The organism is Streptomyces niger, assembly GCF_000718305.1.
GTDB classification, from domain to species: Bacteria; Actinomycetota; Actinomycetes; order Streptomycetales; family Streptomycetaceae; genus Streptomyces; species Streptomyces niger.
The window spans coordinates 46,788-67,847 of the sequence record NZ_JOFQ01000029.1 but is presented as its reverse complement, the minus strand read 5'-3'; the positions used below and the strand labels follow the sequence as shown (position 1 = coordinate 67,847).

The window sequence follows — 21,060 nt, the reverse complement described above, 5'->3', positions numbered from 1 at the left end:
GGCGGGTGAGCGGGTGCACTTCCAGGGGCTGCCGGCCCGGATCTGCTGGCTGGGTTACGGCGAGCGGGACAAGGCCGGTGAGCGGTTCAACGACATGGTGGCCGATGGCACGCTCCAGGCCCCGCTCGCGATCGGTCGGGATCACCTGGACTGCGGCTCGGTCGCGTCCCCGTACCGGGAGACCGAGGCCATGCTCGACGGCTCGGATGCGATTGCGGACTGGCCGCTGCTGAACGCCATGGTCAACGTCGCCTCCGGTGCCTCCTGGGTGTCGCTGCACCACGGTGGCGGCGTGGGCATGGGGCGGTCGATCCACGCCGGTCAGGTCTCCGTCGCCGACGGCACCAAGCTCGCCGGCGAGAAGATCCGTCGTGTCCTGACGAACGACCCCGGCATGGGCGTCATCCGGCACGTCGACGCCGGATACGACATCGCCGACACCGTCGCGGCCGAGCGGGGCGTGCGCGTTCCCATGCGTGAGGGCGAGGGCGGCGACCAGTGAGCACTTCGTTCCACGAGATGTGGCGGGACCTGCTCCCGATCGGCCGGGACGCCGACAGCAAGGGCTACCGCCGCTTCGCATGGACCGGTGCGGACGCCGACTGCCGGGCCTGGTTCCGGGCGCAGGCGGAGGCCCGCGGGCTGACGTACGAGGTCGACCGGAACGGCAACCAGTGGGCCTGGCTCGGCGACCCGGAGGCCGGGGACGCCGTGGTCACCGGGTCGCACCTGGACTCCGTGCCGGACGGCGGTGCCTTCGACGGGCCACTCGGCGTGGTGTCCTCCTTCGCCGCGCTGGACGAACTCCGCGGGAGGGGAGCGGAGTTCACCCGCCCGCTGGCGATCACCAACTTCGGTGACGAGGAGGGCGCCCGGTTCGGGCTGGCCTGCGTCGGGTCGCGGCTCGCCGCCGGGCAGCTGACCGTCGAGAAGGCGCACCAGCTGACGGACGCCGACGGCATCAGCCTCCCGCAGGCCATGGAGCGGGCCGGGTACGACCCGGAGACCATCGGCGCCGACGACGAGCGGCTCGCCCGCATCGGCGCGTTCGTCGAGCTGCACGTGGAGCAGGGGCGGGCGCTCGACCTGACCGGCGACCCGGTGGGCGTGGCGTCCGCGATCTGGCCGCACGGCCGCTGGCGATTCGACTTCCGCGGCGAGGCCAACCACGCCGGTACGACGCGCCTCGAAGACCGCCGCGACCCGATGCTGACGTACGCGCAGACCGTGCTCGCCGCGCGCGAGTACGCCGCGCGGCACGGCGCGCTGGCCACCTTCGGGAAGGTCGGCGTCGAGCCCAACGGCGTCAACGCCATCCCGTCCCTCGTCCGCGGCTGGCTGGACTCGCGCGCCGCCGACCAGGAGACGCTGGACGCGGTGGTCGGCGGGATCGAGCGGGCCGCGGCCGAGCGCGCCCGGACCGACGGGGTGGACGTCAGCGTCACCCGGGAGTCCTTCACGCCCGTCGTGGAGTTCGCGCACGACCTGCGCGACCGGCTCGCCAAAACGCTCGGCGGCGTACCCGTGCTGCCGACAGGGGCGGGACACGATGCGGGTATTTTGTCCGGGACTGTCCCGACCGCCATGCTGTTCGTACGCAACCCCACCGGCGTCTCGCACTCGCCCGCCGAGCACGCGGCGGAGGACGACTGCGTCGCGGGGGTCCGCGCACTCGCCGACGTACTGGAGGGTTTGGCGTGCAGCTGACGCCGACGACGTACTGGCTGGAGCACGCCTGGCTCGGCACAAATGTCGAGCCGGGGGTGGTCGTGGAGACCGGGGACGGGCGGATCACCGCCGTCCGCACCGGCGTTGAGGTCCCGCCGCCCGGGGCCGAAACACTGCGCGGGCTGACGCTTCCCGGCCTCGCCAACGCGCACTCGCACGCCTTCCACCGCGCGCTGCGCGGCACCGTGCAGGTGGGCTCCGGGACGTTCTGGACCTGGCGCGAGGTGATGTACACGACCGCAGCGCAGCTCACGCCGGACAGCTACCACGCGCTCGCCCGCGCCGTGTACGCGGAGATGGCGCTGGCGGGGATCACCTGCGTCGGGGAGTTCCACTACCTGCACCACGCGCCCGGCGGCGGCCGGTACGACGACCCGAACGCGATGGGCGAGGCGCTGATCGCCGCGGCCGACGAGGCGGGCATCCGCATCACGCTGCTGGACACCGCCTACCTGTCGTCCGGCTTCGGCGAGCCGCCCAACCGGCACCAGCTGCGGTTCAGCGACGGCGACGCGCGGGCCTGGGCCGAGCGCGCCGGACAGCTCAAGGAGGACCGCGCGCACGCCCGGATCGGCGCCGCCGTGCACTCCGTACGGGCCGTCCCCGCCGACCAGCTCGGCACGGTCGCGCAGTGGGCACAGGACAGTGAGGCCCCGCTGCACGTCCACCTCTCCGAGCAGACCGCCGAGAACGACGCCTGCCGGGCCGCGCACGGCTGCACGCCCACCCGGCTGCTCGCCGACCACGGCGTGCTCGGGCCGCGTACGACCGCCGTGCACGCCACCCACCTCACCGACGAGGACATTCGGCTGCTCGGCGACTCGGGCACCGGCGTGTGCATGTGCCCCACCACCGAGCGGGACCTCGCCGACGGCATCGGCCCGGCGACCACCGTCCAGGCGGCGGGCTCCCCGCTCTCGCTGGGCAGCGACAGCCACGCCGTCATCGACCTGTTCGAGGAGGCGCGGGCGATGGAGCTGAACGAGCGGCTGCGCACCCGTACCCGCGGCCACTGGACCGCCGCCGCGCTGCTGCGCGCCGCGTCGCCCGACGGCCACCGGTCGCTGGGCTGGGACGACGCGGGCGCGCTGCGCACCGGCGCGCTCGCCGACTTCACCACGATCGCGCTGGACACCGTCCGCACGGCCGGGCCGCTGCCCCGGCTCGGCGCGGAGACCGCCGTCTTCGCGGCCTCCAACGCCGACGTGCGGCACACCGTCGTCGGCGGTCGCCAGGTCGTCCGGGACGGCGTCCACGCCCTCGTCCCCGACGTCCCCGCGGCGCTGGCCTCGGCGATCGACGCCCTGCGGGCCTGACCGGCCCCGGCCCCGTGCCCCCTCGTGGGGGTGCGGGGCCGCCGCACGTACCGGGGGCCGGGCACGTGTCCGACCGGGCACGTGCCCGACCGGGCACCTGGACCCGCGTACGTACCGGAGCACCCCACCCCGAGAGGAACGCAACGACCATGTCGTCCACCGCCATCACCCACATCGGCAGCCTGGTCACCAACGACCCCTCGCTCGGCGCCGGCCCGATCGGCCTGATCGAGGACGCCACCGTCGTCATCGAGGGCGACCGCGTCGCCTGGGTGGGGCCCAGTGGCAGCGCGCCGGCCGCCGACACCGTCCACGACGCGGGCGGCCGGGCCGCCATCCCCGGCTTCGTCGACTCCCACTCCCACCTGGTCTTCGGCGGCGACCGCACGCAGGAGTTCAACGCCCGGATGTCGGGGCGCGCGTACTCGGCCGGCGGCATCCGCACGACCGTGGCCGCGACCCGTGCCGCCACCGACGAGGAACTCTCCGCGAACGTCGCGCACTACATGGCGGAGGCGCTGCGCCAGGGCACCACCACCTTCGAGACCAAGTCCGGCTACGGCCTCACCGTCGAGGACGAGGCGCGTGCCCTGCGCATCGCCGCCGGCCACACCGACGAGGTGACCTACCTGGGTGCGCACATCGTCTCGCCCGACTACGCGGAGGACCCGGCCGGCTACGTGGCGCTCGTGACCGGCCCGATGCTGGACGCCTGCGCCCCGCACGCCCGCTGGATCGACGTCTTCTGCGAGAAGGGCGCCTTCGACGGCGACCAGGCCCGCGCGATCCTCACCGCCGGCAAGGAGCGCGGCCTGCTGCCCCGCATCCACGCCAACCAGCTCTCCTACGGGCCCGGCGTGCAGCTGGGCGTCGAGCTGGACGCGGCCTCCGCCGACCACTGCACGCACCTGACCGACGCGGACGTGGACGCGCTGGCCCAGGGCAACACCGTCGCCACGCTGCTGCCCGGCGCGGAGTTCTCCACCCGCGCCGAGTGGCCCGACGCCCGCCGCCTGCTGGACGCGGGCGCCACGGTCGCCCTCTCCACGGACTGCAACCCCGGCTCCTCGTTCACGTCCTCCATGCCGTTCTGCATCGCGCTCGCGGTCCGCGACATGAAGATGACCCCCGACGAGGCGATCTGGTCCGCCACGGCCGGCGGTGCGCAGGCCCTGCGCCGCACCGACGTGGGCCGCCTCACCCCCGGCTCCCGCGCCGACCTCGCCCTCCTGGACGCCCCCTCCCACGTCCACCTCGCCTACCGCCCGGGCGTCCCCTTGATCACCAAGGTCTGGCGAGCGGGCGTACGCGCCGTCTGAGGCCCTCCGGGCGGCCGGGGCGGGGCGGCCAGCCGCGCCCCCGCCGAACGGCCCGGAAAAGCGAAAGGGGGCCCGCCCCGAGGTGCTCGGGGCCGGCCCTCCTCCGCGCGGTTCAGGCGTGCGGGCGCCGGGACCGCGGGACTTTCACTCCTCGACCATCAGGCCCTTGCGGAGCTTGACCAAGGTGCGCGACAGCAGGCGGGAGACGTGCATCTGGGAGATGCCCAGCTCGTCGCCGATCTCCGACTGCGTCATGTTCGCGACGAAGCGGAGGGAAAGGATCTTGCGATCGCGCGGCGGGAGTTCCGCGATCAGAGGCTTCAGGGACTCGACGTACTCGATGCCCTCGAGGCCGTGGTCCTCGTAGCCGATGCGGTCCGCCAGCGCGCCTTCGGTGTCGTCCTCCTCGGGCTGGGCGTCCAGCGAGCTCGCGGTGTACGCGTTGCTCGCGGCCATCCCCTCGACGACCTCGTCCTTGGTGATGGACAGGCGCTCGGCGAGCTCGCTCACGGTGGGTGCGCGGTCGAGCTTCTGCGCCAGCTCGTCGCCGGCCTTGGCGAGGTCCAGGCGCAGCTCCTGCAGGCGCCGCGGGACCCGTACCGACCAGCTGGTGTCGCGGAAGAAACGCTTGATCTCGCCGACGATCGTCGGCATGGCGAAGGTGGGGAACTCCACTCCGCGGTCCAGTTCGAAGCGGTCGATCGCCTTGATCAGGCCGATCGTGCCGACCTGGACGATGTCCTCCATGGGCTCGCTGCGGGAGCGGAACCGGGAGGCCGCGAACTTCACCAGGGCGAGGTTGAGCTCCACCAGGGTGTTGCGGACGTACGCGTACTCGTGCGTGCCCTCTTCGAGGGTCTCCAGGCGCCGGAAGAGCGTCTTGGAGAGCGCCCGGGCGTCCACCGGTCCGACCTCGTCGTACGGCGGGATCTCGGGCAGGCCGTCGATCTCCGGCATTCCGTCGAATCCGGTTGCATCGATCGGCAGGTGCTGGGCAGGGATCTGTTCGGACAGGGGTGTCGACGACGCGTTGTCCGTGGTCTGGTCGGTGCGCACTTCGTCGAGCCGGGGTGACATGGTGTCCTCCATCGTTCTCGGCATATGGCTGCCGATGCCTGTACCTGAAGCTGCGGTCTGCGGCGCCTCCAAAGCCGGCTGTTTCGAATGTGTCCCTACTACGCCTACCCGGGTTCACCTGAAGAAGGCAAGTGCGTGTTGTCCGTATTCGTGTAAGTACGCGCATTCTTCGGCTACCAGCCTGCGTATCTAAGGCGTAGGCTTCGACGTGCGCAGTCGTAAGCAGAACCAGACGCCGAGACAGCAAGAGGGGTGCGCGCGCATGGACCGTGGGACGGTCGGCAGTGCAAGCCGGGGACGGCTCCACGTCGGGGTCCGCCGGCACGGCGCCAGTGCGGTCGTCACCGCGGCGGGTGAGCTCGATCACCACACCGCGGAGTTGTTGCGCGAGTCACTCGAAGGCTGTGTCGCCGATGGCTTTGTGCGACTGGTCGTGGACTGTTCGCAACTGGAGTTCATGGACTCCACGGGGCTGAACGTCCTGCTGGGCGCCCGCCTGAAGGTGGAGGCCGAGGGTGGCGGGGTGCACCTGGCGGCGATGCAGCCGGTGGTGGCCAGGGTCTTCGAGATCACCGGTGCGGACGCGGTCTTCACCGTGCACGACACGGTCGACGCGGCGCTGGCCGCCGACTGAGCCGGCAACGCAGGGGGCGACAGTGACGGGCGGTCTGCAAAGGGGCCGATTCCGGTCGCGTTGGCTCCGTCACAACTTCCGTCCCCAAGAAGTGGGTGTTCTCACGGTCCGGCCGGGCAGGAGACATCTGAATCTTTTTGAACCCGTCAGGTATCCGTCATCCGTGAAAAGGCGAATCGGTGAGGTGAAGCGCTGATGAGCACCACCCGGCCGTACCCGCCGGGCGATCTGGGCCCGGACCCGGGGAACGCCGGCGCTGCCACTGCTGCCTCCCCGGCCATCGTGCCGGCCGGCCAGATCCGCAGGCTGCGTCTCGCGGGCGCCCGTGGCGCTGTCGCCCGAGCCCGTGACTTCGCCCGGCAGGCGCTGCACGACTGGGGCTGGCTGCCGGCCGCCGGTGCCGATCAGCGGGCCGCCGCCGAGGACGTCCTGCTCGTCGTCTCCGAGCTGGTCACCAACGCCTGCCTGCACGCCGAGGGCCCGGAGGAGCTGGCGCTGCGCTGCAACGCCAAGATGCTGCGCCTGGAGGTCACCGACCTCGGGGCCGGTTCGCCCGCGCCGCGCACCCCGCACCGTGCGGGGCGTCCCGGCGGGCACGGCATGTTCATCGTCCAGCGGCTCTGCCTGGACTGGGGGGTCGTACGCAACCCCGACGGCACGGGCAAGACCGTGTGGGCGGAGCTGGCCGCGCCGTCGTAGCGGAGTGGGCGGTGGTACCGGGACCGGATCGCCGCCTCCGCCGCTTTTCCGCACCGCTCGCGCCGACCCGGCGGGGGCGGTTTTCCGTTGTCTGCGCCCGTTTCCCTCGTGCATGTCTCTTCCTTCCCCACGGCCCCCGGCGTACCTTGACGCCCAATCTGATGTGCCGTCAGTAACGCCCGGCGGTGCGGTAACCGGAGGAAGGGGAGATCGAGGTGGCCCGCTTCAACGCCCAGCGCAGCCGGCGCCGCACGGGCCCGGCCGGACCGGCGGCGGCCGTGCTGCTCACCGCGGCGACGTCGGTGATGCTCGCGGCCCCCGCCGCGCACGCCGAGGTCGTGGACGTCAACTACCAGTGCAAGACGCCGATCGGGAACAAGGGCGCGGTCTCGCCCATCGACATCACGTCCACGAAGTCCGGTGACGGCTACAAGCTCGTGATGTCCTTCCGGAAGGGCGTCTCCTCCAGCCCCATCGAACTGGGCAAGGGCGCGATGAAGCCCAGCGCGCTCATCAAGCTGGGCGGCGCGGAGACCGGTGACGTACCGGTGACCGGCCCGCCCAACGACACGGCGATCCCCGCCAACACCCCCATCAAAATCAGCGACTTGAGCGGGACGTACACGCCGAAGAAGAGCGGCAAGGTCACCTTCACGGCGTCCACGCTCACCATCAAGGCGATGGGCACCACCACCACGTGCACGCCCAGCAACAACCCGAAGCCCGCGCTCTCCCTGGACGTCGAGGGGACCGGCGGCAGCGGCGGTTCATCGGCCCCGCCCGGCGGCGAACTGCCGCAGACCGGGCCCGCCGACGACGCCGTGGCGCTGGGCATGCTCGGCGCCACCGTTGTGCTCGCCGGGGCCGCCGGCACGCTCTGGCTGACCCGCCGGCAGCGCACCTGACGCGCCGGACACCGCAGGAGGACGAGCCCGTACGACTCCGGGAGCCGCCGATGCCCTGCCGTATCCGCGCCGTCGCCGCCGGCGCGACCGCGCTGACCGCCGCCGCGCTGCCCTGCGCGCCGCCCGCCGCCGCGGCGGACGGCGGCCGGGTCGCGGCACCGGCGGGAGCGCACGCGCGCCCGTACTTCTATCTGGAGGGCGCCCCCGGCAGCGTGCTCACCGACCGGCTGGCGCTCACCAACCGCGACGACCGCGCCCGGACGTTCACCGTGCGCTCCACCGACTCCGGCGCCGGGCGCGAGTCCGAGGCCGGGACGGGCCCCGGCGCCTGGATCGTCACCGCGGCCCGCACGGTCGAGGTGCCGCCGCGCACCCGCGCCGAGGTGCCGTTCACGGTCACGGTGCCGCGCGACGCGCTCCCCGGGGACCACCCGGCCGCGCTCTCCGTACGTCGCGCCGGCCCGGCCGCGCGCACCACGGCCGTACCCGTCCACCTGCGGGTCACCGGGCCCACGCTGGCCGCCCTCTCCGTCGAGAACGTGGCGGTCACGGACCGGGACGGCGCGGCCGTCATCCGGTACGACCTGGTCAACCGCGGCAACACGACGCTGGACCCGAAGGTCGGGGTCAGCGCCGACGGACTGCTCGGCGGCGAGCTGCGCCGGGCCGCGCACCGGCTGCCCGCCGGGCTGCCGCCGGGCCGCCGGCTCACCCGTACCGAGGCCTGGCCCGATCCGCCCGCGCTGGACTCCGTGGACGTCACCGTCACGGCCACCGCCGCGGGCGGCGCACACGGCACGGCCCGTGCGACGTACACGGCGGTGCCGTGGGGCGCGTTGGGCCTGCTCGGTGTCGGCGGTGGCGCGGCGGTGGGCGGCTGGTTTCTGCGGCGGCGGCGCGCGGGCGCGGGCGGGACCGCCGCGGCGGGCGAGGAGAGCGGCGCGGGCGAGGAGAGCGGCGCGGGCCACGAGAGCGGCGCGGGCCACGAGAGCGGCGCGGAACGGGCGTGGGCGACGGGGGTGACGGCGTGAGCGGAGTACGCGCGAGGCGGTCGGCGGCGGTCCGGCGGAAGGCCGCGCGCCGGGCGTCGGCGGCTGCCGCGCTCGCCGTCGCCGCCGCGCTCGCCACCCTGCCCGCGGCCGGCACGGCACGCGCCGCCGCCGACGACCGCGGCAAGCCCGCCGTCGAGCTCTCCCAGCGGCAGGCCGGCAAGGGCGGCTCGATCACCGTGACCGGCTCCGGCTGGCGGCCGAAGGCCCTGCTCACGCTGTTGATCTGCGGCCAGAACATGATCGGCGGCACCAATACGTGCGCCAACGCCGACGGGCGCGCCGTCACCACCGGCTCCGACGGCGCCTTCCACACCCGGCTGCCGGTCGCCGAGCCGCCTGAACCGTGCCCGTGCGTCGTGCACGTCACCACCGTGACCGGCCGGGCCGCGGCGGCGGACGCCCCGTTCACCGTCGCCGGACACCCGGTGGCCCCGCTGCCCGAGCGGACCGGCGGCGGCCGGCTCGCCGTCCTGGCACCGGCCCGGCTGCGCGGCAGCTCCAACCTGCTCACCTGGTTCGGCGCGCCTCCGCAGCGGCAGCTGGTGTTCACGGTGGGCAACCTCGGCGCCGAACCCGCCGAGAACCCGGTTTTCGAGGTCGGCACCGGGCACGGCGTCCTCGCCCCGCAGTGGTCGGACCAGCAGTGGCGGGGGACCGTACCGGCGGGCAGGAAAGCGCAGGTCACGCTACCGGTCGAGCTGGCGGCCGGTGCGCACGGCGACTACACGGTCGCCGTGAAGTACGGCGGGAAGGTGCTGGCCGAGCAGCCGTGGCAGGTCGGCCGGCCCTGGGGCGTGACCCTCTTCTGGATCCTGCTGTGCGTCGTGGTGCCGGCCGCGGTCTTCCGCATCGGCATGGCGATCGTCGACAAGGTCAGGCCGCGTGGCCCGGCGCCTGCCGCGGAGCGGGCCGCCGGCGGGCCCGTGGGCGGCCTGCCCTGGTTCACCCCGGACACCGCACCGTCCCTCAGCACATCCACCGAGCGACCGACGTCGAAAGGTACTTCGTGATGGAGCAACGGAGGAGAGCGGCCGCGGCCGGGAGCGCGCTGATGCTCGCGGGCGCGGGTCTGCTGGCGGTGTCCGGTACGGCGGTGGCGGACCCGGTACCGGGCCTGCCGGACGCCGCCACGGCGGTGTCGTACGCGACCGAGTGCGTCCCGCCGCCCATCTCCGGCCTGGACCCGGTGCAGGGCACCACCGAGGTCGAGATCACCGCGCCGGCCACCGCGAAGGTGGGCGACGAGGTCGAGGTGGTGTGGAAGACGGTCGCGGCCGCCTCCAAGAACCCGGACGTGCTGGACCTGGCCGAGGACACCGTGCAGCCGAGCGGGGTACTGAAGGCGGCCGGCGCGCAGACCGGCGACATCGCCATGAAGGGCGCGCGGCAGAACCCGGCGATACCGAAGAACAGCCCGATGGTGCTGTCCGACATGAAGGGCAAGCTGAAGCTGGAGAAGCCGGGCGAGGTCACGCTCACGCCCGGCAACTACACGATCAACGTCAACAAGCCGATCTCCACGGACACCAAGTGCGCGCCCAAGGAAGACGTGAAGCCCGCGGCCACCATCAAGGTCACGGACGGCGGCGGCGCGTCGTCCGGCGGGGCGGCCACGGGCGGCTCCGGCACGGGCGGGACGACCACCGCCGGCGGGTCCACCGCCGGCGGCTCGGACTCCGGCGGCTCGGACTCCGGTGGAACGGCCTCCGGCGGAACGGCCTCCGGCGGCGACGCCGGCGCGTCGGGCGGCAGCACCGGAGGCGGTACGGGCGGCTCCGGCGGCGGTAACGGCGACCCCGACGGCACCGCGTACAAGGGCAAGGAGGTCGAGGTCCCGTACGCCTGCAAGACGCCGATCGGGGACAAGAAGGCCACCTCGCCGGTGCGGATCGACGGCACCAAAAAGGGCGGCGCCTTCGACCTGACCGTGAAGTTCTCCAAGTCGGTGATGGACAGCCCGGCGGACATCCCCAAGGACTCGGTCAAGCCGTCGATGGAGGTGAAGCTGGGCGGCGCGGACAAGGGAACGGTGCACGTCGAGGGCGCGACCAACAAGGAGCCGATCAAGTCCGGCGACCCCATCGAGATTCCCGACCTCAAGGGCACGTACAAGCCGGGAGCCGACGGGAAGGCCACGCTCACGCCCGGTGTCCTGACCGTCAAGGCGCTCGGCACGACGACGACCTGCACGCCCGAGAAGGACCCGGGCGTCTCGCTCACGCTCGACACCAGCGCCCAGCCGGGCGGCGCGAGCGGCGGAACCGGCTCGGGCGGCTCCGCCGGCGGCGCGGCGTCCGGCGGCGCGGCGTCCGGCGGCGACGCGGGCAGCGGCGGCGCCTCGGGAGCGGCGGGCGGCTCCGGCGGCCTCGCCGACACCGGCGCGGCGGACCACGGCGGATTGCAGGCCCTCGGGCTGATCGCCGGCACCGTCGTGCTGCTCGGCGGCGCCGTCTTCACCTTCATGCCGCGCCGCTACCTGCGGCGCTGAGCGGACGGGCCGGCCGGCCTGCCGCGGCCGGCCCTACGGCTGTGTCGTCGGGACCTTCGGGGCCGCCGGACCCGCCGGCTGCCGCGTCCGGGCCGTCAGCCAGGCCAGTACCCGGCGTTCGGTCGCCGGGCGGGTGAGCGCCGTCATGCCGTGGCCGGTGCCGGGGACGACCGTCACCGTGGCCGCCGGCTCGGCCCCGGCCAGCCCCCGTGAGTGCGCGACCGGGACGAAGTCGTGCGCGAAGTGCGCCAGCAGCATCGGCACCCCGGGGCCGCCGGGCCGCTTCGGACCGCCCGGCGCCCAGCTCTTCGCGGCCATGTCGGCCCAGGTCGCGCGGCACTTCACGGCGGCCATGGCGGGCGCCTTCGCGGCCGCGGGGTCGCACCCCGCGAGTTTCCGCGCCTCGCGCCGCAGCCGGCGCTGCTGGGCCGAGGCGCCGGCGCGGGCGCCGTCCCGCCAGGCCAGGTACGGATCGGCCACCGGGGACAGCGCGACCACGCCGGCCGGCCGGTACGGCGTGCCGGCGGCGTACTCCGCGGTGTTCGCCGCGATCTGGCCGCCCGCCGACGAGCCGAGCAGTACGATCCGGCGCGGGTCGGCCCGGAAGCGGGCGGCCCGGGCGTGGATCCACTGCAGCGCGGCGAGCGCGTCGGTGCGCTGCGCGGGCCAGGGCGCGTCGGTGTTGAGCCGGTAGTCCGTGTCGAAGACGACGAAGCCGCGCGCTGCCAGCTTCCGGGCCCAGCCGCTCCAGTCGGAGTCCTGCGCCCAGTAGCCGCCGTGCAGAATCATCACCACGGGCCGCAGGTCTCGGCCCGGCGCGCGGTAGGCCCCGATCGTCTGCCGTTCCGTGGGCCCGTAGGCGTACGTCCCCAGGTACGGATCGCCGCCGCCCGCCGCGTCCGCCGCGGCCCGCACGCCCTGTGCCGCCGCGGCCCGCACGCCCTGTGCCGCCGCGGCCCGCCCGGCCTGCGGCACCACCGTCAGACACGCGACGGCCAGCACCCCGCACACCCCGGCCCACACACTCCCTCGGCGCATACGCCGATCGTTACCGCACCCCGCGCAGGCTCTCCCGGCCCGGCCGGGGCGCGCCACTCAAATGGCCGTGATTTATGACGTGGACATGTGCATCACCTTTTATAGGATGACTCACGTGCCCCCTGGGCACTGACCACAAAAACTGGGGAACACGTGAACATAGGCAAGAAGCTCGCCACCAGCGCTCTCGCGGCGATCATGATGACGTCCGGGCTGACGCTGGCCTCTGCGGGTACCGCCGAGGCCGCGGGCGCGAAGTACAAGTGCAAGGTGGTCATCGGCCACCTCGACTGGGGCCGGGCGACCGGCTGGTCGCAGTGCAAGAAGTCCACGTCGGGCAAGAAGGTGCACAAGCACCGCGTGGTGCTCACTTGCGACGTCATCCGCGGCGTGGGAGCGGGGCAGGAGCACACCGTGCCCTGGGACTTCTACGGGCCGTGGGTGTCGCCGGGCAAGAAGTCGCACGTGAAGTGCAGCTTCCGAAGCTTCCTGCGGAGCATGCGGGTCGTGACCAAGTAACTGACGGACAAAGGCAGCGGGCCGGCACGAAGCGCTTCGTGCCGGCCCGCTGCCTTTGCTCCGTGGCGGAGACGTCAGTGAATCTCGCCCATGAGCGTCTTGACCTTCTTGCGGTACATGTAGATCGCGAACGCCGCGAGGGCCGCGAGGATCGCCTCGACCAGGACCGCGCGCGAGCCGCTCATGTCGACGCCGCCGATGGACAGCAGGCTGGTGACGGAGTCGCCCGCGGTGTTGGCGAGGAACCAGATGCCCATCATCTGGCTGGCGTACTTCACCGGCGCCATCTTCGTGGTCAGCGACAGGCCGACGGGGGAGAGGCACAGCTCACCGATGGTCTGGATGAAGTAGATGCCCAGCACCCACATCGGGCTGACGGCCGTACCACCGGCAGCCATGCCCAGCGGGGCCAGGAAGAAGAAGAACGAGACGCCGATGAGGAACAGGCCGACGACGAACTTCAGGATGGTGCTGGGCTCCTTGCCCTTCCGGTTCAGCCACAGCCACAGCCAGGCGAAGACCGGGGCCAGCGCCATGACGAACACCGGGTTCAGCGACTGGTACCACGTGGAGGGGAACTCGACGCCGAGCAGCGAACCGGAGGCCTTGGTCTCACCGAAGGCCTGGACGGTGGATCCGCCCTGGTCGTAGATCATCCAGAAAGCGGCCGCGGCGATGAAGAACCAGATGTACCCGGACATCTTGCTCTGCTCGCTCTGGGACAGGTCCTTGTCGCGCTTGATGCGGAAAAGGACACCGGCCGGGATGAGGATGCCGAGCACGCTCAGCGGGATCATTGCCCAGTTCAGGGTGAAGTGACCGGTCAGGACGACCACACCGTAGAAGACAACGGCGATGATGAGCCAGGTCAGACCCTTGCGCAGCCATGAGGTGCGCTCCTCGGCGGTGAGCGGGGTGGGGACCTTGCTGCTCTCCGGGCTCAGGTGCTTGGTGCCGAGCAGGAACTGGAGCAGGCCCAGGCCCATGCCGATGGCGGCGATCGCGAAGCCGAGGTGCCAGTTCACGGTCTGGCCGACAGTGCCGATGATCAGCGGCGCGAGGAAGGCACCGATGTTGATGCCCATGTAGAAGATGGTGAAGGCGCCGTCACGGCGGGGATCGTTCGGCCCGTCGTAGAGGTGGCCGACCATCGTGGAGATGTTGGCCTTCAGCAGGCCGGAACCGAGGGCCACGAGACAGAGGCCCACGAAGAAGAAGCCCTGACCGGGGCCGGCCAGCGTGAGGTGGCCGAGCATGATGACGACCGCAGCGATGGCGACGGTCTTGCGGGGGCCCCATAGCCGGTCGGCGAGCCAGCCGCCGGGCATGGTCAGCAGGTAGACCATGGCCATGTAGATGGAGTAAATGGCCGTCGTCGTGGCCAAGTCCATGGCCAGTCCGCCGCCGAGACTGCCCTTTTTCGCATCGGGGCCGCCGGAGAGCAGATAGACGGTCAGCAGGGCCCGCATGCCGTAGAAGCTGAAGCGCTCCCACATCTCGGTCATGAACAGGGTGGCCAGGCCGCGGGGGTGGCCGAAGAAGGTCTTGCCGCCGGCAGGGGTTCCCTGCCCGGGGGATTCCTTCGTCAGGCTGGACGCCATGGTCGATCCTTGAGTGATCGGGACGCACAGGTGGGGCTGCGCGCCCGGGACGGCTGACCGGCACCGGCGCAGTGCCGTCCGCCCCCCACGCCCGGTAGGGAGGTGCGACACCACTGTGGAGAGAGGAATCGACAGGACGGCCGTACACCGGAATCCACGCCCCCGTGTCATGTGCGATGGGCCCGGTCTAGGAGGTCATTTGCCCACGGGCCCGGTCGTGCCGGCCCCGTACACAACGAGGACCATGACGTCATATGAACGCCAAGGTCCCGGGTTGTACGACGGACGTCCTGCCACTGTACGACGCGCGTAGCTGAGGTTGGTGCCAGTGAGACAACGGTCACATGACGACCCGGGAACCGAGCGGTGCACGCCCGCGGTCGTCCGGGGGACGCCCTCGGAGGGGCATCGTGGCCGTGACCTGTCGGACTACCATCGGGCCATGACCCGTGTACTGCTCGCCGAGGATGACGCGTCCATCTCGGAGCCGCTCGCTCGCGCACTCCGCCGTGAGGGTTACGAAGTCGAGGTGCGTGAGGACGGCCCCACGGCGCTCGACGCCGGTCTGCAGGGCAACATCGACCTGCTCGTGCTCGACCTGGGACTGCCCGGCATGGACGGCCTGGAGGTCGCCCGCCGGCTGCGCAACGAAGGCCACTCCTGCCCGATCCTGGTGCTCACCGCCCGCGCGGACGAGGTGGACACCGTGGTCGGCCTGGACGCCGGCGCCGACGACTACGTCACCAAGCCCTTCCGGCTGGCGGAGCTGCTCGCGCGGGTGCGGGCGCTGCTCCGCCGCGGCACGACCGCCGAGCCCCAGCAGCCGCCGGCCACCCATGGCGTCCGGATCGACGTGGAGTCCCACCGCGCCTGGATGGGCGAGGAGGAACTCCAACTGACCGCGAAGGAGTTCGACCTGCTGCGGGTGCTGGTGCGGGACGCCGGCCGCGTGGTGACCCGCGATCAGCTGATGCGCGAGGTCTGGGACACCACCTGGTGGTCCTCGACGAAGACGCTCGACATGCACATCTCCTGGCTCCGCAAGAAGCTCGGTGACGACGCGGCCAACCCCCGTTACATCGCCACCGTGCGCGGCGTGGGCTTCCGCTTCGAGAAGAGCTGAAGCCCCGAGGAACCCCCACCCCTGCCCGGAGGGCACCGTGCGCCGCCGACTGATCAACTCCACGCTCGCCGTGGTGCTCGTCGTGATCGCCGTCTTCGGCGTCTCGCTCGTCATCGTGGAGACCCGCACCATCCAGGCGGGCGCCCAGGAGAGCGTGGGCGCCGAGGCCGTCCGGCTGGTGGGCATGGTGGAGAGCCGGCTGAGCGGCGGCGAGAAGATCACCGCGGAGGTGCTCTCCGAGCAGATCACCACCGACCGGTACGCCCGTATCAAGGTGCCGGGTCACGACCCGGTCGAGCTGGGGGAGCGGCCCTCGGGCGACGTCATCGACGCGACCGTGCACGGCGAGCGGGGCGAGACGGTCACCGTCCAGGAGCCCCGCTCCGCGGTCAGCGCCGAGATCGGCCGGACCCTGCTGATCATCCTGGCGGTCGCCGCGCTCGCGGTCCTCGCCGCCGTGTTCCTCGCCGTACGCCAGGCCCGCCGGCTGACAGCGCCGCTGACCGACCTCGCCGAGACCGCCGAACGCCTCGGCTCCGGCGACCCCCGGCCGCGCCACCGCCGCTACGGCGTGCAGGAGCTGGACCGGGTCGCGGACGTGCTGGACGCCTCCGCCGAGCGGATCGCGCGGATGCTCACCGCCGAGCGCCGGCTCGCCGCCGACGCCTCCCACCAGCTCCGTACGCCGCTGACCGCGCTGTCCATGCGGCTGGAGGAGATCACCCTCACCGACGACCCGGACACGGTGAAGGAGGAGGCGACGATCGCCCTGGGCCAGGTCGACCGGCTCAGCGACGTGGTCCAGCGGCTGCTGACGAACAGCCGTGACCCGCGGTCCGGCTCCGCCGTCGCCTTCGACCTGGACGAGGTCGTGAAGCAGCAGATCGAGGAGTGGCGGCCCGCCTACCGCAGCGCGGGCCGGGCCATCGTCCGCTCCGGCAAGAAGAACCTGCGGGCCGTGGGCACGCCGGGCGCGGTCGCCCAGGTCCTCGCGACCCTGATCGAGAACTCGCTGATGCACGGTGACGGCACGGTGGCGCTGCGTACCCGGGTCACCGGGAACCAGGCCGTCGTGGAGGTCACGGACGCGGGCCCCGGCGTACCGCCGGACCTCGGCTCCCGGGTCTTCGAGCGGACGGTGAGCGGCCGGAACTCCACCGGCCTGGGGCTCGCGGTGGCCCGGGACCTGGCGGAGGCGGACGGCGGCCGGCTGGAGCTGCTCCAGCAGGAGCCGCCGGTCTTCGCGCTGTTCCTGAGCCGGGAGTCCGAGCAGTACCGGCCCGGCGGCGAGGACGAGCCGGGGCCCGCCGTCAGCCCGCGCTGAACGCCCGGCCGCACCGGAAGGCGCTCACGGGCGCCGGTCGTGCCGGGTCGCGCTCACGGGCGTCGGCCGCGTGCCGGGGCCCCGGAGCGGGCGTCCTCGGCCCCGGGCGCGGCGAGGAAGGCTTCCGCGGTCTCCACGGCCTCCTTGGCGGGCAGCGCCCGGAAGACCCAGGAGCGGTAGGACCAGAAGCGGAAGAGCGTGGCGATGCCGATGCCGAGGAACTTGAAGACGTTGTTCTGAAGCGGGGTGTTCCAGTCGCACCAGTACGTCGCGGCGTAGAGGATGCCGTTCTCGATCACCAGGCCGACCGCGCTGAAGAAGACGAAGAGCGCCAGTTCCTTGGTGCGGCCGCTCTTGTCCCGGTCCCGGTAGGTGAAGTAGCGGAAGCCGATGTAGTTGCAGAGGATCGCGACGACGGTCGCGACGATCCCGGCCCGCACCACGGGCAGCTCGGTGGTGTGCCGTACGAGGTTGAAGGCCACCAGGTTGACCAGTACGCCGGCCCCGCCCACCGCGCCGAACTTCACGATCTCGCCGGTCAGCAGCCGAAGCCGCGAGCGCAGCGCGCTCCGTCCAGACATGGTGGTGGCTCAGCTCCCCGTGACGGCGTCGTGTCCGGCGGCCCGTGGTCGGCGGTCCGCCGCCCACTCATGCTAACCAGCGCGCCGACGGGCCGCCCGGGGCCCTTCCGGCCCGGCGGTCAGTCCGTGACCGTGACGCGGAAGGCGAGCAGCTCACCGCCGCGGTCGGGGTCGGCGCGGTCCGTGCCGCACTGGAAGCAGTGGCGCAGGGACAGCTCGGTACGGCCCTCGCGGACGGCCTGGAACTCCAGGTAGCGGGTGCCGCCGGAACCGGCCGTCACCGGTTCGCGGGCGTCGTAGTGGCTGCCGGCCGGCTTGAGCACGTGCGGGTCGGGGGCCGGGGACTCGATGGTCCAGCGGTAGCCGGTGCCGGGGTTGTCGTCCAGCTCTATCGAGAAGCGCTCGCCGGGGGAGACGGAGATGACGGTGTCCTGCGCTCCGTAGACCTCGGGCCGGGCGGTGAGCAGGGATATCAGGGAGTACACGGTCACCAGCAGGGCCGCCACCGCGATCGCTATGCCGATCTTGCGGAAGGGCGTGGATATGCCGTCGGTCCCGTCCATGCGTCCTCCCCCTGTCCGCGCGTCCGGATGAGCCTATCTCCCGATGGCGGCTCGTACAGGCGTACGGTACGTCTGCATTAGGAGGATCCTCCAAGGGGTGGCCGGTGGTGGTCGGTCGGAGCGGATACCCTGAAGGCGTGACGTTTCCGGTAGTCGGCATGGTCGGCGGCGGACAGCTGGCTCGTATGACCCACGAGGCAGGCATCCCCCTCGGCATCAGGTTCAAGCTCCTCAGTGACACCCCGCAGGACTCCGCTGCGCAGGTCGTCGGCGATGTGGTCGTCGGCGACTACCGCGATCTGGACACCCTGCGCGAGTTTGCGCGCGGCTGTGACGTGATCACTTTCGATCACGAGCACGTGCCCACCGAGCACCTACGGGCGCTGGAGGCGGACGGCATCCCCGTCCGCCCGGGTCCGGACGCGCTGGTGCACGCGCAGGACAAGGGGGTGATGCGCGCGAAGCTGACCGAGATCGGAGCGCCGTGCCCGCGGCACCGCATCGTCTCGGACCCGGCGGATGTCGAGGCCTTCGCGGCGGAGGGTTCGGGCTTCCCGGTCATTTTGAAGACCGTCCGCGGGGGTTACGACGGCAAGGGTGTCTGGTTCGTGCGATCCGCCAAGGACGCCGAGGAGCCGTTCCGCGCCGGCGTGCCCGTCCTCGCCGAGGAGAAGGTCGACTTCACCCGCGAGCTGGCCGCCAACATCGTCCGCTCCCCGCACGGCCAGGCCGTGGCGTACCCGGTCGTGGAGTCCATCCAGGTCGACGGCGTCTGCGACACGGTGATCGCACCCGCGCCCGGCCTCTCCGAGGAGCTGTCCGCGCAGGCCCAGAACCTGGCGCTGCGGATCGCCAAGGAGCTGGACGTGGTCGGCCACCTCGCGGTCGAGCTGTTCGAGGCCGTCGATGCCGAGGGGAACCACCGCATCCTCGTCAACGAGCTGGCGATGCGCCCGCACAACTCCGGGCACTGGACCCAGGACGGCGCGATCACCTCGCAGTTCGCCAACCACGTCCGCGCGGTGCTGGACCTCCCGCTGGGCGATCCGCGCCCGCGCGCGGAGTGGACCGTGATGGCCAATGTGCTCGGCGGCGACTACCCGGACATGTACAGCGCGTACCTACACTGCATGGCCCGGGACCCGCAGCTGAAGATCCACATGTACGGCAAGGACGTGAAGCCCGGCCGTAAGGTCGGGCACGTCAACACCTACGGCGACGACCTGGCCGACGTGCGCGAGCGCGCCGCGCACGCCGCCGGCTACCTGCGAGGAACGATCACCGAATGAGCTTCAGCTCCGCATCCGCGCCCGTCGTCGGCATCGTCATGGGCTCCGACTCCGACTGGCCCGTCATGGAGGCCGCGGCGCAGGCCCTCGACGAGTTCGAGATCCCCTACGAGGTCGACGTCGTCTCCGCGCACCGCATGCCGCGCGAGATGGTCGCGTACGGCGAGGAGGCCGCGGGCCGCGGCCTGAAGGCGATCATCGCGGGTGCCGGGGGCGCGGCTCACCTGCCGGGCATGCTGGCCTCGGTCACCCCGCTGCCGGTCATCGGCGTGCCCGTGCCGCTGAAGTACCTCGACGGCATGGACTCGCTGCTGTCCATCGTGCAGATGCCGGCCGGCGTGCCGGTCGCCACGGTCTCCGTCGGCGGCGCCCGCAACGCGGGGCTGCTCGCCGCCCGGATGCTCGCCGCGCACGACGAGGAGCTCCAAGCGCGGATGCGCGAGTTCCAGCAGGAGCTGAACGACCAGGCCACCGAGAAGGGCAAGCGGCTGCGCAACAAGGTCGCGGGCAACGAAGGGTTCGGCTTCGGGGGCGGCAAGTGAGCGAGGCGGCCCGCGAGGGCGGGGCGGCGGGCCCCGCCGGCATCGAGACCGCCCGCGACCTGCTCGCCCGCTGGCCCGTCGTCGACGGCCACAACGACCTGCCCTGGGCGCTGCGCGAGCAGGTCCGGTACGACCTGGACCGGCGGGACATCGCCACCGACCAGTCCGCGCACCTGCACACCGACCTGCCCCGGCTGCGCGCGGGCGGCGTCGGCGCGCAGTTCTGGTCGGTGTACGTCCGCTCCGACTACGACGGTGACCGGGCGGTCAGCGCCACCCTGGAGCAGGTCGACTGCGTGGCGCAGCTGATCGACCGGTACCCGGGCGACCTGCGGCGCGCGCTCACCGCCGACGACATGGAGGCGGCCCGCGCCGAGGGGCGGATCGCGTCCCTGACGGGCGCCGAGGGCGGCCACTCGATCCACTGCTCGCTGGCCACCCTGCGCGCCCTGTACGCGCTCGGCGTGCGCTACATGACGCTGACGCACAACGACACCATCGCCTGGGCGGACTCGGCGACCGACGAGCCGCGCCACGGCGGCCTCTCCGCCTTCGGCGAGGAGGTCGTCCGGGAGATGAACCGGCTCGGCATGCTCGTCGACCTCAGCCACGTCTCCGCCGACACCATGCGGGACGCGCTGCGGGTCAGCGAGGCGCCGGTGATCTTCTCGCACTCCTCGGCGCGCGCGGTCTGCGACCACCCGCGCAACATCCCCGACGACGTGCTGGAACGGCTGGCCGTCAACGGCGGCACCGCGATGGCCACCTTCGTCCCCAAGTTCGTGCTGCCCGAGGCCGGGGAGTGGACGCGCCGCGCCGACGAGAACATGCGCGCGCACGGCCTGCACCACCTCGACACCACCGAGGCCGGCATGAAGGTGCAGCGCGCCTTCGAGGCGGCGCACCCGCGCCCCGTCGCCACCGCGGCCACCGTCGCCGACCACCTCGACCACATGCGCGAGGTCGCCGGCGTGGACCACATCGGCATCGGCGGCGACTACGACGGCACGGCCTTCACGCCGGACGGCCTCCGCGACGTCGCGGGCTACCCGAACCTGATCGCCGAGCTGCTGGACCGGAAGTGGTCCGAGGCCGACCTCGCCAAGCTCACCTGGCAGAACGCCGTTCGGACGCTGCGGGACGCGGAGGACGCGGCGCGCTCGATCCAGAAGCGGCGCGGCCCGTCGAACGCGACGATCGACCAGCTGGACGGCTGAGGGCCGGTCAGCTCGGCGGCGGAGCACGGCAGCACGCACCGCCCG

Annotated in this window: 20 protein-coding genes and 1 pseudogene; 16 read left to right on the top strand and 5 right to left on the bottom strand. The window is 72.5% G+C overall.

The genetic code is table 11. The features are described from left to right. From IF20_RS33860 to hutI, 4 genes and pseudogenes are all read left to right on the top strand, one after another. Positions 1-502 (top strand): annotated as a pseudogene (locus IF20_RS33860) (urocanate hydratase); the annotation flags it as partial. 17 nt (positions 503-519) lie between these two features. After that, positions 520-1,707 (top strand): allantoate amidohydrolase, encoded by a 1,188-nt coding sequence (locus IF20_RS33855; protein WP_110944809.1) that lies wholly within the window; start codon positions 520-522, stop codon positions 1,705-1,707. Continuing rightward, positions 1,704-3,044, top strand: a complete 1,341-nt coding sequence (locus tag IF20_RS33850; RefSeq protein WP_052869272.1) for a formimidoylglutamate deiminase — start codon at positions 1,704-1,706, stop codon at positions 3,042-3,044. Before IF20_RS33855 ends, IF20_RS33850 begins: the two co-directional genes overlap by 4 nt. Before the next feature lie 149 nt (positions 3,045-3,193). Continuing rightward, a complete protein-coding gene (gene hutI, locus IF20_RS33845) occupies positions 3,194-4,363 on the top strand; it encodes an imidazolonepropionase (RefSeq protein ID WP_052869261.1) in 1,170 nt (389 codons plus the stop codon). 144 nt (positions 4,364-4,507) lie between these two features. On the opposite strand, the gene IF20_RS33840 is transcribed toward hutI, so the two are convergent. Beyond that, positions 4,508-5,320, bottom strand: a complete 813-nt coding sequence (locus IF20_RS33840; RefSeq protein WP_407702603.1) for an RNA polymerase sigma factor SigF — start codon at positions 5,318-5,320, stop codon at positions 4,508-4,510. 382 nt (positions 5,321-5,702) lie between these two features. Between IF20_RS33840 and IF20_RS33835 the strand changes: the two genes are divergently transcribed. The 6 genes from IF20_RS33835 to IF20_RS33810 all read left to right on the top strand — a co-directional run bounded on the left by IF20_RS33835 (position 5,703) and on the right by IF20_RS33810 (position 11,218). Next, entirely contained in the window at positions 5,703-6,074 is a 372-nt protein-coding gene (locus IF20_RS33835; protein WP_052869259.1) for an STAS domain-containing protein, read from the top strand. 195 nt (positions 6,075-6,269) lie between these two features. Then, a complete protein-coding gene (locus IF20_RS33830; RefSeq protein WP_052869258.1) occupies positions 6,270-6,773 on the top strand; it encodes an ATP-binding protein in 504 nt (167 codons plus the stop codon). Positions 6,774-6,988: 215 nt separating this feature from the next. Then, positions 6,989-7,678, top strand: coding sequence for an LPXTG cell wall anchor domain-containing protein (locus IF20_RS33825; protein WP_052869257.1), 690 nt, complete (start codon positions 6,989-6,991; stop codon positions 7,676-7,678). A gap of 50 nt (positions 7,679-7,728) precedes the next feature. Beyond that, on the top strand, positions 7,729-8,709 hold the full coding sequence (locus IF20_RS33820) for a COG1470 family protein (protein WP_052869256.1): 981 nt from the start codon (positions 7,729-7,731) through the stop codon (positions 8,707-8,709). Further along, positions 8,706-9,740, top strand: coding sequence for a hypothetical protein (locus tag IF20_RS33815; protein WP_052869271.1), 1,035 nt, complete (start codon positions 8,706-8,708; stop codon positions 9,738-9,740). Before IF20_RS33820 ends, IF20_RS33815 begins: the two co-directional genes overlap by 4 nt. Further along, on the top strand, positions 9,740-11,218 hold the full coding sequence (locus tag IF20_RS33810) for a hypothetical protein (RefSeq protein WP_110944804.1): 1,479 nt from the start codon (positions 9,740-9,742) through the stop codon (positions 11,216-11,218). The genes IF20_RS33815 and IF20_RS33810 overlap by 1 nt, the downstream gene beginning before the upstream one ends. Positions 11,219-11,251: 33 nt before the next feature. Here the strand turns inward: IF20_RS33810 and IF20_RS33805 are convergent, their stop codons facing one another. Next, positions 11,252-12,256, bottom strand: a complete 1,005-nt coding sequence (locus IF20_RS33805; RefSeq protein ID WP_199896880.1) for an alpha/beta fold hydrolase — start codon at positions 12,254-12,256, stop codon at positions 11,252-11,254. Positions 12,257-12,409: 153 nt separating this feature from the next. Between IF20_RS33805 and IF20_RS33800 the strand changes: the two genes are divergently transcribed. Continuing rightward, positions 12,410-12,775 carry a hypothetical protein gene (locus tag IF20_RS33800; RefSeq protein WP_052869253.1) on the top strand — a complete coding sequence of 122 codons (366 nt, stop codon included), beginning with the start codon at positions 12,410-12,412 and terminating at the stop codon, positions 12,773-12,775. A 74-nt stretch (positions 12,776-12,849) separates the two neighbouring features. Here IF20_RS33800 and IF20_RS33795 read toward each other — a convergent pair whose 3' ends face one another. Beyond that, positions 12,850-14,376 (bottom strand): peptide MFS transporter, encoded by a 1,527-nt coding sequence (locus IF20_RS33795; protein ID WP_052869252.1) that lies wholly within the window; start codon positions 14,374-14,376, stop codon positions 12,850-12,852. Between the two features lie 442 nt (positions 14,377-14,818). Here IF20_RS33795 and IF20_RS33790 point away from each other — a divergent pair, with 442 nt between their 5' ends. After that, on the top strand, positions 14,819-15,499 hold the full coding sequence (locus tag IF20_RS33790) for a response regulator transcription factor (protein WP_052869251.1): 681 nt from the start codon (positions 14,819-14,821) through the stop codon (positions 15,497-15,499). Positions 15,500-15,536: 37 nt separating this feature from the next. Then, positions 15,537-16,823 (top strand): ATP-binding protein, encoded by a 1,287-nt coding sequence (locus IF20_RS33785; RefSeq protein WP_052869250.1) that lies wholly within the window; start codon positions 15,537-15,539, stop codon positions 16,821-16,823. A 53-nt stretch (positions 16,824-16,876) separates the two neighbouring features. On the opposite strand, the gene IF20_RS33780 is transcribed toward IF20_RS33785, so the two are convergent. Together IF20_RS33780 and IF20_RS33775 are read right to left on the bottom strand one after the other, a co-directional pair. Next, positions 16,877-17,404, bottom strand: coding sequence for a GtrA family protein (locus tag IF20_RS33780; protein WP_052869249.1), 528 nt, complete (start codon positions 17,402-17,404; stop codon positions 16,877-16,879). 119 nt (positions 17,405-17,523) lie between these two features. Next, on the bottom strand, positions 17,524-17,967 hold the full coding sequence (locus tag IF20_RS33775; RefSeq protein ID WP_052869248.1) for a protease inhibitor I42 family protein: 444 nt from the start codon (positions 17,965-17,967) through the stop codon (positions 17,524-17,526). 137 nt (positions 17,968-18,104) lie between these two features. Here IF20_RS33775 and IF20_RS33770 point away from each other — a divergent pair, with 137 nt between their 5' ends. The 3 genes from IF20_RS33770 to IF20_RS33760 are packed head-to-tail and all read left to right on the top strand — an operon-like array spanning position 18,105 to position 21,015. Then, positions 18,105-19,256 (top strand): 5-(carboxyamino)imidazole ribonucleotide synthase, encoded by a 1,152-nt coding sequence (locus tag IF20_RS33770; RefSeq protein ID WP_407702602.1) that lies wholly within the window; start codon positions 18,105-18,107, stop codon positions 19,254-19,256. Continuing rightward, positions 19,253-19,798: a 5-(carboxyamino)imidazole ribonucleotide mutase gene (gene purE / locus IF20_RS33765; protein WP_052869246.1), complete on the top strand. Its 546-nt coding sequence runs from the start codon at positions 19,253-19,255 to the stop codon at positions 19,796-19,798. Before IF20_RS33770 ends, purE begins: the two co-directional genes overlap by 4 nt. Then, positions 19,795-21,015: a dipeptidase gene (locus IF20_RS33760; RefSeq protein WP_234426943.1), complete on the top strand. Its 1,221-nt coding sequence runs from the start codon at positions 19,795-19,797 to the stop codon at positions 21,013-21,015. Before purE ends, IF20_RS33760 begins: the two co-directional genes overlap by 4 nt. Positions 21,016-21,060: the final 45 nt, after the last annotated feature.